The sequence below is a fragment of the Streptomyces yokosukanensis genome (genome assembly GCF_001514035.1).
Classification (GTDB): domain Bacteria; phylum Actinomycetota; class Actinomycetes; order Streptomycetales; family Streptomycetaceae; genus Streptomyces; species Streptomyces yokosukanensis.
Window position 1 is genome coordinate 382,194 of the sequence record NZ_KQ948214.1, and the last position, 15,145, is coordinate 397,338.

General features: G+C 68.5%; 16 protein-coding genes and 3 pseudogenes. 8 read left to right on the top strand and 11 right to left on the bottom strand.

The features are described 5' to 3' along the window. Positions 1-4 precede the first annotated feature (4 nt). Positions 5-332 (bottom strand): annotated as a pseudogene (locus AQI95_RS45080) (transposase); the annotation flags it as partial. Positions 333-492: 160 nt separating this feature from the next. On the opposite strand from AQI95_RS45080, the gene AQI95_RS23865 reads away from it, so the two are divergent. Both AQI95_RS23865 and AQI95_RS49110 read left to right on the top strand, forming a co-directional pair. After that, positions 493-840: a PadR family transcriptional regulator gene (locus AQI95_RS23865; protein ID WP_067127230.1), complete on the top strand. Its 348-nt coding sequence runs from the start codon at positions 493-495 to the stop codon at positions 838-840. After that, complete coding sequence (locus AQI95_RS49110; protein ID WP_067127233.1) at positions 837-1,826, top strand: hypothetical protein; 990 nt, start codon at positions 837-839, stop codon at positions 1,824-1,826. Before AQI95_RS23865 ends, AQI95_RS49110 begins: the two co-directional genes overlap by 4 nt. A gap of 267 nt (positions 1,827-2,093) precedes the next feature. Here the strand turns inward: AQI95_RS49110 and AQI95_RS49115 are convergent. Beyond that, a pseudogene (locus AQI95_RS49115) lies at positions 2,094-3,272 on the bottom strand (PP2C family protein-serine/threonine phosphatase); the annotation flags it as partial. Between the two features lie 30 nt (positions 3,273-3,302). Here AQI95_RS49115 and AQI95_RS48035 point away from each other — a divergent pair. Further along, a complete protein-coding gene (locus tag AQI95_RS48035; protein WP_067127240.1) occupies positions 3,303-3,677 on the top strand; it encodes a DUF3500 domain-containing protein in 375 nt (124 codons plus the stop codon). A 129-nt stretch (positions 3,678-3,806) separates the two neighbouring features. Here the strand turns inward: AQI95_RS48035 and AQI95_RS23885 are convergent, their stop codons facing one another. From AQI95_RS23885 to AQI95_RS23900, 4 genes and pseudogenes are all read right to left on the bottom strand, one after another. Then, positions 3,807-4,415: an SMI1/KNR4 family protein gene (locus AQI95_RS23885; protein WP_067127243.1), complete on the bottom strand. Its 609-nt coding sequence runs from the start codon at positions 4,413-4,415 to the stop codon at positions 3,807-3,809. Positions 4,416-4,576: 161 nt separating this feature from the next. Beyond that, complete coding sequence (locus AQI95_RS23890) at positions 4,577-4,828, bottom strand: hypothetical protein (RefSeq protein ID WP_067127246.1); 252 nt, start codon at positions 4,826-4,828, stop codon at positions 4,577-4,579. Between the two features lie 152 nt (positions 4,829-4,980). Next, positions 4,981-5,442, bottom strand: a pseudogene (locus AQI95_RS23895) (IS3 family transposase); the annotation flags it as partial. Then, positions 5,394-6,506 (bottom strand): acyclic terpene utilization AtuA family protein, encoded by a 1,113-nt coding sequence (locus tag AQI95_RS23900; RefSeq protein WP_079071422.1) that lies wholly within the window; start codon positions 6,504-6,506, stop codon positions 5,394-5,396. The pseudogene AQI95_RS23895 and the gene AQI95_RS23900, both read right to left, overlap by 49 nt. Positions 6,507-6,613: 107 nt before the next feature. Here AQI95_RS23900 and AQI95_RS23905 point away from each other — a divergent pair, with 107 nt between their 5' ends. Beyond that, positions 6,614-7,531 (top strand): LysR family transcriptional regulator, encoded by a 918-nt coding sequence (locus AQI95_RS23905; RefSeq protein WP_067127254.1) that lies wholly within the window; start codon positions 6,614-6,616, stop codon positions 7,529-7,531. 326 nt (positions 7,532-7,857) lie between these two features. On the opposite strand, the gene AQI95_RS50385 is transcribed toward AQI95_RS23905, so the two are convergent. Both AQI95_RS50385 and AQI95_RS23910 read right to left on the bottom strand, forming a co-directional pair. Further along, the gene (locus tag AQI95_RS50385; RefSeq protein ID WP_079071423.1) at positions 7,858-8,049 is read right to left on the bottom strand and encodes a TM2 domain-containing protein; all 192 of its coding nucleotides are present in this window, start codon (positions 8,047-8,049) and stop codon (positions 7,858-7,860) included. Positions 8,050-8,154: 105 nt separating this feature from the next. After that, the gene (locus AQI95_RS23910) at positions 8,155-8,667 is read right to left on the bottom strand and encodes a MarR family winged helix-turn-helix transcriptional regulator (RefSeq protein ID WP_244188825.1); all 513 of its coding nucleotides are present in this window, start codon (positions 8,665-8,667) and stop codon (positions 8,155-8,157) included. A 116-nt stretch (positions 8,668-8,783) separates the two neighbouring features. On the opposite strand from AQI95_RS23910, the gene AQI95_RS23915 reads away from it, so the two are divergent. Then, the gene (locus tag AQI95_RS23915) at positions 8,784-9,590 is read left to right on the top strand and encodes an oxidoreductase (RefSeq protein ID WP_067127257.1); all 807 of its coding nucleotides are present in this window, start codon (positions 8,784-8,786) and stop codon (positions 9,588-9,590) included. A 309-nt stretch (positions 9,591-9,899) separates the two neighbouring features. Here the strand turns inward: AQI95_RS23915 and AQI95_RS23920 are convergent, their stop codons facing one another. The 3 genes from AQI95_RS23920 to AQI95_RS23935 all read right to left on the bottom strand — a co-directional run bounded on the left by AQI95_RS23920 (position 9,900) and on the right by AQI95_RS23935 (position 12,168). Continuing rightward, a complete protein-coding gene (locus tag AQI95_RS23920) occupies positions 9,900-10,352 on the bottom strand; it encodes a GlcG/HbpS family heme-binding protein (RefSeq protein WP_067127259.1) in 453 nt (150 codons plus the stop codon). Beyond that, a complete protein-coding gene (locus AQI95_RS23925) occupies positions 10,349-10,684 on the bottom strand; it encodes an NIPSNAP family containing protein (RefSeq protein WP_244188826.1) in 336 nt (111 codons plus the stop codon). Before AQI95_RS23925 ends, AQI95_RS23920 begins: the two co-directional genes overlap by 4 nt. A gap of 917 nt (positions 10,685-11,601) precedes the next feature. Further along, a complete protein-coding gene (locus tag AQI95_RS23935) occupies positions 11,602-12,168 on the bottom strand; it encodes a PadR family transcriptional regulator (protein WP_067127265.1) in 567 nt (188 codons plus the stop codon). 90 nt (positions 12,169-12,258) lie between these two features. On the opposite strand from AQI95_RS23935, the gene AQI95_RS23940 reads away from it, so the two are divergent. From AQI95_RS23940 to AQI95_RS23950, 3 genes are all read left to right on the top strand, one after another. After that, entirely contained in the window at positions 12,259-12,831 is a 573-nt protein-coding gene (locus AQI95_RS23940) for a hypothetical protein (RefSeq protein WP_067127268.1), read from the top strand. Between the two features lie 54 nt (positions 12,832-12,885). Continuing rightward, positions 12,886-14,223: a carotenoid oxygenase family protein gene (locus AQI95_RS23945; protein WP_067127272.1), complete on the top strand. Its 1,338-nt coding sequence runs from the start codon at positions 12,886-12,888 to the stop codon at positions 14,221-14,223. Between the two features lie 158 nt (positions 14,224-14,381). Then, entirely contained in the window at positions 14,382-15,140 is a 759-nt protein-coding gene (locus tag AQI95_RS23950) for a hypothetical protein (RefSeq protein WP_067127275.1), read from the top strand. Positions 15,141-15,145: the final 5 nt, after the last annotated feature.

Below are 15,145 nucleotides of genomic sequence, written 5' to 3' on the forward strand. Positions count from 1 at the left end.
CCTCTCATCTGTCACGGACGCCCCTATAACGGGGGTCGGTAGACACCGTCCTGACCAGGTTGAAGACCTCGCGGGCGGCATATCGCTTGAGGCATCGGATGATCTCACGTCGGGTCTTGCCCTCCTGGGTGCGGCGTTCGTAGTACGCCTGGGTGCGGGGGGTCGACGCGCAGCCGGGTGAAGACGATGCGGTGCAGGGCCGCATTGGCTTGCCGGTCGCCGCCGTGGTTGAGCCGACGCGAACTCCGACGGCCCGAGGAATACTCCACGGGGCTGACTCCGCACAAAGCAGCGAAGGACGCCTCGGTGTTCAGCCGCTCGGGGTTGTCTCCCAACAGGCCCGGCTGGCAGCCGAACGCGAACGGCGCATGTTTGTCCGGTACTTCGGGTCGGGAGCGTGGCGGTCGACCCTGGACAACCCGCCTCTCCGGCCACTAGTCTGAATCCGAACTAGTCGAGAATTGTGAGTAGAGAGCATGAGTGACTACGGGGATGCGTGAGCGTGAACCCTCGTCGGGCTGGCTGCGCGGCGTGCTGCCGTTGGCGGTCGCCGCCGTGCTTGCCAAGGGGGAACAGCACGGCTATGCGCTGGTCCAGCAGCTGGCCGCCCACGGGTTCGGTGCCATCCGCGGCGGAGCGCTGTATCCGGTGCTCGGCCGGATGGAGACCGAACGGCTGGTGGAGGCTCACTGGGAACCGGGTGAGGGCGGCCCGGGCCGCAAGGTCTACCGGCTCACCGGCGAGGGACGAGCCCGACTGCTGGAAGAGAGCGCAATGTGGCGGCAGTTCGCCGAGTCGATGGACCAGCTGCTGGGACAGGCAGCGAAGGAGGAGCGGTGACGGATGCGAACACCCGGTGGAATGCCCGCACGAGGCTGGCGCTGGCGGCCCGTTCGGTGGACATGGCCACGGCCGACATGGTGCTCGACGAGGTGGAGCAGCACTGCGCAGACAGCGGGGAGACGCCCGAGGACGCCTTCGGTGAGCCGGAGGAGTACGCTGCCGCGGTGGTCCGCGAGCGCCTACCGCCCGAGGACCGTACGGGCCGGCGCTGGGACGGCCTGACCCGCGTGGATCACGAGAGTGCCGCTCTCGCGCAGACGGGAGTTGCCGCCCTCGTGGCCGGCGGCTGCCTGTGGATGTGGCGCGGCACCCTGGCGGACGTGACGTCCGCCGGGCTGGCCGGTGGCGTGCTCCTCGGTGTCGCCGTGCCCAGTGCCTGTCTGACGGCGACCCTCTCGCGTTCCCGGGCCCGCGGTGTCCTCGGCTGGGGATCCGCCACCCTCATAACGCTGCTGCTGGCCGCCGCGGCCTTCACCGTTCTGCCCACAACCTCCCTCGGCCGGTTTCCCGCACCGGCTCTGTGCGCACTTGGCGTCGCGCTGCTCTGGGCGGCCGCGCGCCACGACCGTGATCCCGATCCTGAGGAGCTGACCGTGACATCCCAAACCCTGCCCGAGAACTGGCTCGTCGATCTGCCCCGGCTCCTTGAGGAACGGCACGGACTCTCCCGCGATCGGGCCGCCGAACTCACCAGGGAAGCCGCTCACCACCTCACCGCCACCGGGCGCGATGCCGAGAAGGAGTTCGGGGCCGTCGAGCTGTACGCGCTCAGGCTCGCCGAGGAGCAGCCGGCCCCGCGCGCACGATGGTGGACGAACAAGGACGTCCAAGCGGCGGTCCGCGTCGCCCTCTTCGTCACGTACCTGGTGTCCAACCTCGCCTCCCACGGGCCGATGTGGCAGACCGTGCTCGCCGCCGTCGCCCTGGCGACGGAGCTGGCGCTCTTCATGGACCGCCGAATGCGCGGCCGACGGTCGCGTTGAGTACCTGGTCGACGCCCGTCCTGAAGAGCACGCCCGCGCCTGTTCGGCCGGAACAGGCGCGGGCGGCATCGTCGTGGGTGCGGCGGCCGAGTCACCGGTGTTCTTCGGGGAACATCCGCAGCTGGGGTCTGCCTCTGCTAGATGTAGTGGATGTACTGGATGTCCAGGCATCCCGGAGGCCGGGCACCCTGAGTGGCGACGCTGCTCAGGGGGCGGCGTGACGGGCGCCGGTGCGTGGGCGCCGACGGCCTCGGTGTCGAGGAGCGCCCTGCCGGTCTCGTCCAGAGCGCGGTCCGGGCGGCAGGAGGTGGCGAGCGCATCGGTCAGCCGCCCAAGCCCGTCGCCGACGTCGTGAGCGCCTCGGTGGACCAGGCCGTCGGTGTAGAGCGCGAGGACGCTGCCCGGTTCGAGCTCGATCGTCGTGGTCTCGTACGGCATGCCGCAGACGGCGAGGGGCGGCCCCGGGAAAAGGTCGACGGCTTCGGCGGTCCCGTCGGGCCGGACCAGCACGGGCGGCGGTCACCCGGCACTGGCCATGGCGCAGTGTCAGGTGACCGGGTCGTAGACCGCGTACAGGCAGGTGGCGCCCATGACGTCGTGATCGCCGGGCGGCGCTTCCGCCGCGAGACGCTGGACCAGGTCGGCGATCCGGGTGAGCAATTCGTCCGGTTCCGGTTCGAGGTCGGCGAGGGTCTGGATGGCGGCGCGCAGACGGCCCATGGTGGCACTGGCGGGTATGCCGCGGCCGATCACGTCTCCTGCGACGAGGGCCAGCCGGAGAGAGGGCAAGGGTATGGCGTCGTACCAGTCGCCTCTGGTGCCCGCGCCACGGCCTGTGGGCAGGTAGACGCCGGCGGTCTCGGCTGCCGGAGTGCCGGTCGTGGCCGGGGGAAGGAGTCTTTGCTGCAGGGCCACGGCCGCTCTGTACTCGCGCGTGTCGCGACGGGCGTTGTCGATGGCGAGCGCTCCCCGTGAGGCGATCTGCCGCATGAGATCCGTCTCGTCCGCGGTGAACGGGTCGGACGGGACGGTGCGCCAGACCACGATCGCGCCGAGGGTGAGGCCGGGGGCGTGCAACGGTGCCACCATCACCGCGTGGGTGTCGTGCGGGAGGAGCTGCTCGGCCGGCTGTGGGCCGCCGATCAGGGCGATGTAGTCGTCCCGGCCGTAGACGACCGTCTCGCCGCGTTGGAAGCGGCGCAGGAGGGGGTGGTCGGACAGGGGCGGGACGAGGTTGCCGCGCTGGATGCCGGGCGGCCACGCAGCTGTGGCGGGAGCCAGGGCCGCGTTGCGCAGATGCAGATCTCCTCCGCCCAGCCGTTCGCGGGGTTCGTCACCGTCGAAGACGGCCCGCGCAAGGTCGACTGCTGCGAGATCGCCGAAGGCGGGTACGAGGACGTCCGCGAGGTCCTGCGCGGTGCGCACGATGTCCAGGGATTCTCCCACGCGTTCGGCAACCTCGCGGGAGAGATCCAGGTGGCGGCGGGCACGCAGTGGACCGAGGGGATCGTCGCGGCAAGCCTGCCGGCCGACCAGCGTGACGGCCTGGTGGAGCTGATCCGGGTCTATCTCGACCGCCTCCCACCGTCACAGGCCAAGCGCACTCTGGCGCTCGTCCGCGAACACTTCGACGAGACGCGGTTCGCCTGGCGCGGCGGCCACGATGACATGTGTGCGGTGAAGAACTCCAACGGCACGTACACGCTCAAGCTCGATGAGAACTACGCCTACCCGACATGGAATGAGATCTGCGGACGGGCCGCCATCACGACCACCCAGAACACGGCAGCCGGCGGTGCGCTCGGCCGGTTCACCACAGCCGTGAGACTGTTGGACAGCGACGCCTACTAGGTCAACACCGGTTTCGAATCCTGCGATCTCAGTCAGGTCTGCAACATCAGCTGACCTGACCACTGGCTCAAACAAGCCGCCCGCTGGATGACTCCACATCCAGCGGGCCGCTCCGCACCCGTCATGGGGTTACTCCTGCGCCGATCGGACATGCCACTCAAGCATTCGCCCCTCATGCAGAGAAGGAACTCGAGGGACGGCCGTCACCGGAATCCGGGCCTTAACCGAATTGCACAGGTCTGCCATCATGAGATCCATGCGCGGCCACAACATCCGGTACTCGGGATCACCGAAGGAAATTTCCCCTATTTCTCCTGCATAGTGGTATCGGTGGTCCACGAACAGTAGATCACCGGACATATTCTGGGCGAGAGGAACCCATCGGCTATCGGCGATGCGGCCGACGACCAGCTCCTCTTCGCCCTCCTCGCGGGCATCCTCGACCATCGAAACGAGATCTCGATAAGCCCCCAGAATGCCGTTAACATCCAAGAGGCTGTAGCCGAGGACGAAAGCTCCCGGCTCCGTACTGGCCCTACGCATGGTCACGCCGTTATGGAGTCTGAGGGTTGTCCTCACGTCCTCGTGGACGGAGAAGCCAAGGCCGTCTTCCAGGCGCTTAATCTCGCCCTCCGAGGCTCCCGGCAGCAAGGACTCATAGTCTCCGGGAGCGTGCTCGGCCAGCCACGTCGCGAGGTTGTGCCACAGTTGGGCAAGGCCCGGTATTTCGGTTGCCATGACTACTTCTGTATCACGTGCACCGTTTCACCGGCCGCGATCGGAGCCATGCTGGGTTGACCGATCGGCCAGCGAGGCACCCGGAAGCACCGGCTGCTCACATCTGCGGTGGACAGATCCCGCGCTGCAGGGCCAGTTCCCGCCTGTTCAACGGCGACTGGTCACGTCCCGGTACACGCTGCGCCTGCCTTCAGCAGGCGGAGGCATTCGGGTAGTGGCAGTCGGTCAAGATCCCCCGTCCGGGAGCGGAGGTCTTCGTCGAAGGGACTGGCCACGTACTGGGGCTTGACCAGGTTCAGTAGGCAGGCGGCGACCTCGTCGACCGTGCCACCCAACGAGGGCCGCCGGCCACCGAGGCGGTCGTGGGTCTCGGTGAGCAGGCGGTGGACGGCGATGCGGTGGTGAGCCTTCACGGCTGGCTCTCCTTGCGTACGGAGCGGTCGGCGGTGAGTACTTCGCGCGGCCCGTCCCATGTTGCCCGGCCTGGTGGGTGCAAAACCGGGCGGAACTTGGGTGGGGTGGAGGCCCTGCGGTGAGGTTGATCCCAGGGAGTGGACACTGGGTTTCAAGCGGCGAGTGACAGCGTAGTTGGTGTGATCAGCTGCCGTTCGAACTCGATCGGTGTGAGGTAGCCGAGGGCGGAATGCCGTCGGCGCCGGTTGTAGTAGGCGAGCCAGCGGAACAGCTCGAGCCGCGTCTGTGTCTTCGAGGTCCAGCGCCGTCCGTGGAGCAGTTCCCGCTTGAGGCCCTGGAAGAACGACTCGGCCAGGGCATTGTCGTAGCTCGAGCCGATGCGGCCCATGCTGCGGCGGATGCCGTGCCGTCGGCAGGCGTCGGCAAAGGCCCGGCTGACGTATTGGGCGCCCCTGTCCGTGTGGAAAACGACGCCGTTGACGTGGCCGCCGCGGGCGGCGACCGCCATCTCGATCGCGTCGGCGACCAGGGACGTGCGCATGTGGTCGGCGATCGACCACCCGATCACGCGGCGCGAGCAGACGTCGATGACCGTGGCGAGATACAGAAGACTCCCCGGGTGCGCTCGCGCACGACTGCCGCCGCGAGTTCGGCCCGCGCGCGGGCACCGGATCCGCAGTAGTCGATCTCGGCCTCGCACCGGTAGCCGGCCTGGAAGCCCACGCTGACCTTGAGGTCTTCGGGAGCCGTCCGTCCCCGTGCGCCGCTCACACGTACCCGGTCGCCGCCCAGGTCCTCGATGACGACGCCGGTGAAGTCGGCCCGCACATCGGGAGTGGTGTAGGCCGACGGATCGCCGATCTCGTAGCCCAGTTGTCCTGCGACGGTGGCACCATCTACCCGGCCGCCGGTGCCCGGGAGCTTGGTGATCACGGCGTCGGTGTCGGTGACCTCGGCGATGGGGAAGCCCAGGTGCGCGAGGTCGGGTACCTGGCTCAGCGGCGGGTCGGCGAAGTACCCGCCGGTGACCTGACCCGCGCATTCCAGCAGGTGGCCGACCAGCGTGCCGTGGGCGGCCAGGTCGGCGTCCCGCAGGTCCCACCCGCGATGGTGGGCCACGCAGCCGACGAACAGCGAGGGGTCGGCGACGCGACCGGTGATCACCACGTCGGCACCGGTGTCCAGCGCGGCGCGGACGGCGTCCGCTCCTAGGTAGGCATGGGCGGCGACCAGGCGGCCGTGATCGGCCAGGGCCCGTCCGTCCTCCTGCGCCGGTCGGCAGGGGTCCATGAGCGCCGTCACCTCGTCTCCGGTCACCACGGCGATGGTCAGGTCAAGACCGAGTCGCCGGGCGAGCCGGGCCGCCGCAACGCCCGCGGCCGCGGGGTTGGCCGCACCGAGGTTGGTGACCAGTCGTGTGCCGTGTGCGGCCGCCGCGGGCAGCAGCGGGGTCAACCGCCGTTCGAGGAGCGGGTCGTACCCGCCCTGTGGGTCCGTCAGACGGCGCAGCGTGCCCGCGGCGATCGTGCGCTCGGCCAGGCACTCCAGCACCAGGTAGTCCAGCCCACCACGGACCAGCAGGTCGGACGCCGGGGCGAAGCGGTCGCCGGCGAACCCGGCCCCGCAGCCGATCCGGGTTGCCGCGAGCGTCCTGACTTCCATGACACCAACTTCCATAAAAGAAAGACCGTTTGCCTGTGCTCAAGCGGGGGATGCCTCCACGCTAGGCCGACCACTTGCCTGCAAGAAGACATCAATTACGCATAGGCTTATGCTCTGCAAGCATGGAGGTGTCCCTGTCCCAGATGGCGGTCCTCGACGCCGTGGCCCGCAACCGCTCGTTCAGCGGCGCGGCCCGCGACCTGCACATCGGCCAGCCGGTGGTGTCACGGACCGTGGCCCTCGTGGAGCGCGTGGTGAACGCCACGCTGTTCACGCGCACCACGCGGACGGTTGAAGTGACGGACGCCGGCCGCGCCTACCTCGCGATCGCCCGGAGCGTCCTCGCTGCCGCCGACCGCGGTCACCGGCAATGGGACGGATACCAGGCGGGCGAGAACGGCGAGGTCGCCGTCGCCGTGCTGCCCTCCGTGGCGGCCACTGTGCTGCCGGCCGCTGTCAGAGAGTTCACCCGCGGCAGGCCGGGCCGTTCGGTCACCGTCTACGACGTACCGGCCGACGAAGGCCTGAACATGCTCAAGGCCGGACACGTCGATCTGGCCATGTGCGAAGCCCGGCAGACACACCTGGCACCCGACTTCGCCGACGTGCAACTGCTGACCGCTGACACGCTCGTCGCCGTCATGCCTCCGGACAGTCCTCTCGCCGCCCTGGACGAGATCACCTGGGCGCAACTGGCGCAGCACCCGTTCGTCGCCCTGCTGCCCGGAAGCAGCGTCCGCGCACTGACCGACTTCGGATTCGACGCGGCAAGCACCAGCCCCCGCGCTCTCGTCACCGCCCGGGGAATCCCCACGGTGGCCGGACTCGTCGCGGCCGACATCGGCGTCAGCGCCGTACCGACAGGAGTCCTGCCGGTCCTCGGCTCCCAGACGCTCGCCGTCACACCACTGACCGATCCCGTGGTCACCAGGCGAATCCACCTGCTCGAACGCACACCACCGTCACCCGCGGCGCACGCGTTCCGCAAGGCCCTCACGGACGCGTATGCACTCTGGCCCGCCAAAGGGTCGGCGCCCTGATCGAGCGAGCAGGGCGCCGACGTCCAGCCTTGCCGAAGGCGGAAGTTCTCGCGAGCACTTGCCGACGCCCGCCGTGTTCGGCCATGTTGCAGGCGGCCAGCCCCCGCCCCCGCAGAGACCGGCGCACAAGCGCGAGCCGCTGGGCGTGGTCGGTGATCTCCCTGCGCAAGCTGTGCTCCCACTCGGGTACCAACTGCCCAAAGCCGACCTGAACATACTCGACACGAGCCTGAACAACGACAGCCCGCACAGCATCCTGCGACGCGAGGACCTCACCCTCCGCACCGCCCGCACCACCGGGGCCGCCCGCCGCCCCTGCCCCGCCTTCAGCCCGCGTCCACCCCGGCGCCGTCATCGTGCGACGTCCGCCATGCGGACCTGGTGCACGAGGGTGACGAGGTCGACCAGCCGGCCCAGCCCGCACAGCCGAGGGCGCACAGGTACAGAAGCCCGCGGCGATTCTTGCCGAGATAGAAGCAGTGCGCTCCGAACAGGCCCAGGACGGACCAGCGCGACAAGGGCCTCGTCGCCGAGTGGTCCCGCGTGTGGAGCGACCGAGCAGGGCGCCCGTCGCCGTCCGGGCCGGAGGACGCTTCGGCGCCTGGCCCAGCCCAATCACGGCTTTACGGCGTCTTCCTGTCGAGGGAGGTCGGGGTGCCGCAGTGCTCGTTGCCGTCGGTCAGGTCGTCGCGCACCAGGACAAGGAGTTGCGTCAGCCGCGAGCGCTGGGTGTCGGTCAGTGAGCGGAACAGGTCGTCTTCCACCTCCTGCTGCGCGGCTGCCGCGTCCCGCAGCCGCTGCTGTCCCGCCTCCGTCAGCACGACCAGGTGGCGGCGCCGATCGCGAGGGTCACGCGTGCGCGTCACCAGTCCCTCGGCCTCCAGAGGGTTGAGCTGCGTGACGAGCACGCTGGCCGCGGTGTCCGTCTCGGCGGCCAGGTCGGTCTGCGCCAACGGGCCGCGATCGTGGAGCAGCCCGAGGATGTGGAACTGCCGCGGGGCGAGGCCATGGGCGGTGTGCGCATCCCTCAGGCGACGCATGGCCTCGTGCCCCAGAAGGGCGAGCATGAGGCCGGGGCTGTTGCGGTGCTCGCCGAGCAGCGCCGGGCCGGAGGTGGTGGAGGTAGCCGAAGTCACACTTGTACTTTACCTCACACGATCGTGTAGATGGTTAAATGAATAATGCATGTGAACGATACAGGGACCGCAACTCCCTCCGCCTCCGTACCGCCACTCTTCGTCCGAGGAGCGCCATGTCTCCCACCCGTCCGACGCTGCTCCCCGATCCGAGTGCGGATCTGGGCCTGCACGGGGCACGCGCCGTCGTCACCGGAGGAACTCGCGGCATCGGTGCCGCCACCGTGCGCCGTCTGGTCGCGGCCGGCGCGCACGTGGTCGCCGTCGCCCGCAACCGAGCCGAAGTCCCGGCCCGAGTGCACGTGGTGACCGCCGATCTCGACACCCCCGGCGGGGCCGAGCAGGCGGCAGCCGCAGCGCTCGACCTGCTGGGCGGCGTCGACGTGCTCGTCGACAACGCCGGACGCAACACCCAGGTACCGGACGGCGTTCTCGCTGCGACCGACGAGGACTGGCTGGCCAACCTCGACGGCAACCTCCTGTCCGCCGTCCGTCTCGACCGCGCCCTCGTCCCACACATGACCGCACAAGGCCACGGGGCAGTCGTCCACGTGTCATCGAACGCCGCCCGCTACCCTCAGCCCAACGGCGCTCCGTACGCCGCCGCCAAGGCCGCCCTCAACGCGTACAGCAAGAGCCTCGCACTCGCCTGCGGCCCGCACGGCGTGCGCGTCACCGCGGTCATGCCCGGAGTCATCGAGACCGACGCCGTGGAAGCAAGCCTGCGGCAGGCGGCAGAACGCACCGGCCGCGACCTGAACACCATCCGCAAGGAGTTCCAGCAACGCCTCGCCGCCCCGCTCGGCCGTCCCGGACGGCCCGAAGAAGCCGCAGAGCTGATCGCCTTCCTCGCTTCCCCCCGCGCCTCCTACCTCACCGGCGTCACCATTTCGGTCGACGGAGGGATTCTCCCCACCCTCTGACGAACCGTCGTGGATCTCCTGGAACACCAGCGGCTCGTTCTCTTCCCGCGCAACGGAAACCAGCTACGGTCGGCGTCGGTGTCGGCGGCCACGGATCAGGAACGGGGTGCGCACGTCGCGCCCACCGGGCTTTCGACGCGGCTGCTCCCCGGGACCGAATCCCGCCGCAGCGCGTGTACCTCGCGGCGGAACCGGGCCAGGAATCGTCCGCCGTCCGCCCGGCATGCCACACCGCATGCAGGGTTCGGCCGACAGAACCGCGGGGACCGCCCGCAGCGGGATGTCCTCGGAGGCAAGAAGACCGCGGGGTCAGCGGGCGGGCAGCTCGAACCCGAGGGCGGCCAGGGCTTCTACGGGGGCCTGCTGGTCCTGCTCATAGCCTCCGCCTCCGCCGGAGATTCCGAGGCCTCCCACGCACCGACCGCTGTCGATGATCGGGTAGCCGCCGCCGACCGCCATCAGGCGCGGGTGGCCGGTCAGCGGCGCGACCCGCGGATCAGCGAGGTAGTCGTTCCACACATGGGTGGGAATGGGGAAGGAGGCCGCGATCCAGGCTTTGTCTACGGCCACCTCGGCGGCGGGGAAGGGCACGCCGTCGGCGCGGTCGAACGCCTTGAGGTGCCCGCCCGGGTCGGTGACGGCGACGGCCGTCGCGAAGCCGATCCGGGCGGCGGCCGTCTGCACCGCCGCGATGAGTGCGCCGGCGGCGGCCTGGGTGACCAAGGAGGCGGCGGACATCTTTTCGAGCGTGTCGGTGTTCATGAACGGTTCCCTTTGTCACTGTGCCGTACGGGTCGCGCGGTGACGGTCGGTGCCGTCGCGGCAGGATCAGCGCAGTGGTGAGGCGGGGTGGGGACCACGCGGGTGACGACGGTCTTCTCCGGAATCAGCAGGCCGTACACGACCTGTCCGATCTCGTTCTTCCAGCGGTCGTGGCCGTAGACCGCCGCGTACAGGGCCTCACTCTGGGCCTCGACCTCGAACCGGCGGATCCACACATAGCCGTCCTCGTCCTGGTCGTCGACGAAGGAAGCGGTCACGTCCATGCCCAGCGAGGTCTGGAGCGGGATGACGACGCCCTCCATGTAGCGCACCCATTCCTCGCGGCGTCCGGGCTACGCCTGGTAGCGGCGGGATCTCGCAGTACATGGTGCTACTCCAAACTGCTTGCGGGGATGGTCAGTTGGTGACGGCGAGGACGAGCTTGCCGCGCGTGCGTCCGGCCTCGCCGCGGGCGTGGGCCGCACCTGCCTGCTCGAGGGGAAGGTTTCCTCCACCTCGACGGCGACCGGGCTTGCTGTGACCACGCACGTGCGCAAGAGGGAGACGTTGCCGAAACTCGTCCCCGCGGTGGTGTGCGCTGCAATGGTCGCCTGGTACCTCGTGCTCCTTCTCTGTGTCGACTCATGACGTGGGTCGAGCGGTGCAGCGGCCCATGTGACATGCAGGACCCCCTCCTGCTCAGCGGCTGCTGCGCCCTGGCAGCGGCCGATCAGGCCGCGTCCTCATCACTCACAGGCTCAGGCGTGGTGTCGGCCTGGTGTCCTCACCCTTGCGCCTCCAGCCGGGGCCGGACGCGAGGACGCGAAGCTGCCGGCGGGCTTCGTCGTGCCCGGCAGAGAAGCGCAGCAGCTCTTCATCGAGTTCGAGGCACCGTTCTCCGGGTTCATGCCAGAGGCCCGTGACTACACGGTCCAGCTGCAAGCGCGGGTCGGTCACCGCAAGGGGTGGCGCCGCCTGCTGACGTTCACCCTGCGGGCCGCCAACATCATCGATCCGAGTCGCTACACCCGAAGGAAGCCATCGGCTCCCGGTGCCATGTCAGAGGCGGCTGGGTGGGACGTACCGAGTGCTGGGTGATGACGTGGTCCTGGGCGCATCCGCCCAGCGAGGAACACGTGATCGGCGGAGCGCCGTCGCCTTCGTCGCTGAAGTCGAGAAGAAGACTGACAAGCCGGTCCGAGCTTGGGAGGTCGGGGAGTCGTCGGGGCTGAGTCATGCAGCCAGTCGGTTAGGCCGTGTCGGCCGTGGTCCCGGCTGAGGCCCCAGCGGCGTGGGCCTGGCGCGCGTCGAGTTGGCCGATGGCCCACTCGGTCCATTCCAGGTTCAGGGCCATGAGGCGGTGGCCGTATTCGAGAGCCAGGTGCCCGTAGATCGCGATGTCGTCGGCCTCCCAGTCAGCCGCCTCCTCGATATGGTCCAGCATCTTCTGCTTCTGTGTCGTCACCTCAGCCTCCTGGCGCAGGTAGTCGGTGGCCTGTTGGTGGGTCAGGTTGCCCAGGAAGAAGATCCGCAGCAGCGTCTCGTTGCGCCTCACCCGGTTGGGCTCGGTTTCGGCCAGCCAGTGCACAAGTTCGGTGCGGCCCGCCTCCGTGATCATGTACTCCTTGCGGCCCCGCGGCCCCTCCTCGCCCACCTGCAGCAGACCTTCGTCGCACAGGTATCCGAGTTCCCGGTAGACCTGGCTCTGATTCGCCGGCCATGCGTTGGCCAAGGTCGTGTTGAACGCGGCGATCAGGTCGTAGCCGCTCGCCGACTTGTTGTTGAGCAGGCCGAGAAGCGCATGTCGGAGACTCATGTCCTTAACTATACCTCCCACTGTTGACAGGTCATCAGTCGACCACCTACTTTTCACCTGTCACAAGTGGGACGACCGAAGGACACCGCCATGAGTCTGCTCCGCAGCGCCTTTCCGTGGATCTTCTTCACCGCGCTGGTCTCGACCAGCTGGAAGGCTGCCGCCATCGCCGCGGCCGTGAGTTCCCTCGTGATCGTGGTGCAGAAGCGCCGCGCCGGCACCGGATGGGAGGACCTGATCCTCGATGTCGGCACGCTCCTCTATTTCGTCCTCGTCGCCGCCATCGCATCCGTCTCGCCACACTCCTCCCTCCAGCCTTACTCGGGAGCCGGATCGCATGCCTTCCTGGGCCTGGTCGCGTGGTTCGGCATCGCCGTCCGCAAGCCGTTCACGATGGCCTTCGCCAAGCAGAGCACGCCCAAGGAGATCTGGGCCGAGCCGCGCTTCCTGAAGGTGAACATGATCATCACCACGTTCTGGGCCTCGATGTTCATCATCACCGCGCCGCTGATCGCGCTGGCCTACCACGCCACCCACAAGAGCCTCGCCGCCTCGCTCGTCCAGCTGATCGGCCTGGCCGTCGCGGGCTTCCTGACCGTCCGCTACGCCGCGCACGCCCGCGCCAAGGGCGCCGCACTGGCCGCCGGCAACTCTGCCGCCTGACCAGCGTCCGCCACGCGAAGCCCGACGAGCCCGCACCCGAGAGAAGAGGCGCTGATGACCACCGCCCTCCCCTACTTCCTCGCCGGCAACTACGCCCCGGTCGCCGGGGAACTCACTACCCACGAGCTTCCCGTGACCGGCGCGATCCCGTCCGAGCTGGCCGGCTGGTACCTGCGCAACGGCCCCAATCCGCACGACGCCGCGGGCGGACACTGGTTCTTCGGCGACGGCATGATCCACGGCGTACGCCTCGACCAAGGCCGCGCCGTCAGTTACCGAAATCGATGGGTGCGCACCAGCACCTTCACCCACGGCGCCCAAACAGAAGGCCCGCGCGGCGAGGACCTGACCGCCGGGCCGGCCAACACCCACGTGGTGCGGCACGCCGGACGGCTACTCGCCCTCGTCGAGTCCTCGTACCCCTACGAGATCACCGCCGAGCTCGAGACCGTCGGGAGCTACGACTTCGGCGGTCGGCTGCGCACCGCGATGACCGCTCACCCCAAGACCTGCCCGACCACCGGCGAACTGCACTTCTTCGGCTTCAGCCGCCGCGCGCCGTTCCTCACCTACCACCGTGCCGACGCCGCCGGCGACCTCGTGCTGACCCGGCCGATCGACGTCCCGGCGTCGACCATGATGCACGACTTCAGCATGACCGCGAAGCACGTCGTCTTCCTGGATCTGCCGGTGGTTCTCAGCCCCGTCCCGCCCGGCAGCGGCCTCATGCCCTACCGCTGGGACGAGACCTACCAGGCGCGCGTCGGCGTGCTCCGACGTGACGACGCGCACGGCGAGGTGCGCTGGCTCAACGTAAACCCCTGCTACGTCTTCCACACCGTCAACGCGTACGACGAGGCGGACAGTCGGATCGTGCTGTACGTCCTGCGCTACCTGCGGCGCTTCGACGACGAACAGGCCGGCCACCCGCACGCAGCCACGCTCTGGCGCTGGACCATCGACCTGGACGCCGGGAGCGTCCACGAGGAGCAGCTCGACGACCGCGCCGGCGAGTTCCCGCGCATCGACGACCGCAAGGCGGGTCTGCCCGCCCGATGCGCCCACGTCACCACCACCCGCACCGGGGCGGATGGGCAGCACGGCGCGATCACCCGCTATGACCTGCACACCGGCGCGACCATCGGCAGCCACGAGTTCGCCGACGGCCAGGTGCCCGGAGAGGCAGCGTTCGTACCTGCCAACGACACCCCGGACGGACCCGGCTGGCTGGTCAGCTATGTCTACAACCCCACCACCGACACCAGCGACCTGGTGATCCTGGATGCCGAGGAGCTCGACGCCAAGCCCGTGGCCACCGTGCACCTGCCGGTCCGGGTGCCGTTCGGCTTTCACGGCAACTGGATCCCGGACCGGCCCACGGTCACCGGCTGAGCCGTCGCCCCGGGCTCCTGGTCCCGATCCGGCGCAGGTAGGACCAGATCACAGGCAGAGCAATGAGATCCGGCACGCCGGCCATCTCTTGCCGCCTCAGTCTTCAATGAATACTTCAGCACCATGATGCGCTGCCCACGGTCAGGATGGAGCGGGAAATGCAAGAAGTTATCAACTACATCGAAAAGCAGCGGAAGCTGTACGAAGCGCATGACTTCTTTGTCCAGCTGCTGACCGACGAATCGCTGTCCGGGGAGCGGCGCCTCGCGTGGGCACCGAGCGTCATCCCCTTCATTATGGGTTACTCCGACCTGAACAAATACGTCTTTCGTAAGGGCGAGGGCGATGCTCAACTCGAGCACTTGCAGGTCCTGTTGAATGCCCACACCTATGAAGAGGACTTTCATTGGCAGTGGCTGCTGAACGACTTGGACAAGCTCGGAGCTGACAGTCGGATGTCGCTGTCGGACGCCACTCGTGTGCTGTGGGGAGCGGACTTCAAGCACTCCCGACGCCTGTGCCTCGAGCTGGCATCGCTTGCGTCCGACTCGCCGACGTATGCCGTCTTCGCGATGGTCGAGGCCATCGAGGCCGTTTCGATAACGATCTTCAAGCACTGCCGGGGCATCACCATGCAAGACGGGCGAGAATGTGAATTCTTTGGCACGAAGCACTATGCCGCGGAGGCGTCGCACAGCATCAAATCGCCGGAAGTGGCCGAATCGAGCCTGCCTGGGCTCAGTGCGATCAAACGAGAGGAAGCAAAACTGATCGTGGACCGGGTTTTCTCACTGTTCGCCGACTGGTCCACGTCGCTTTTGCGGTTCGCAACCGAGAATGACGTGCATGCCCTCACCTACGAGAGGATGGTGCGGCAAAGCAAAGACATGCAACCAGATGCCGGCACTGTCGGATAACGGGG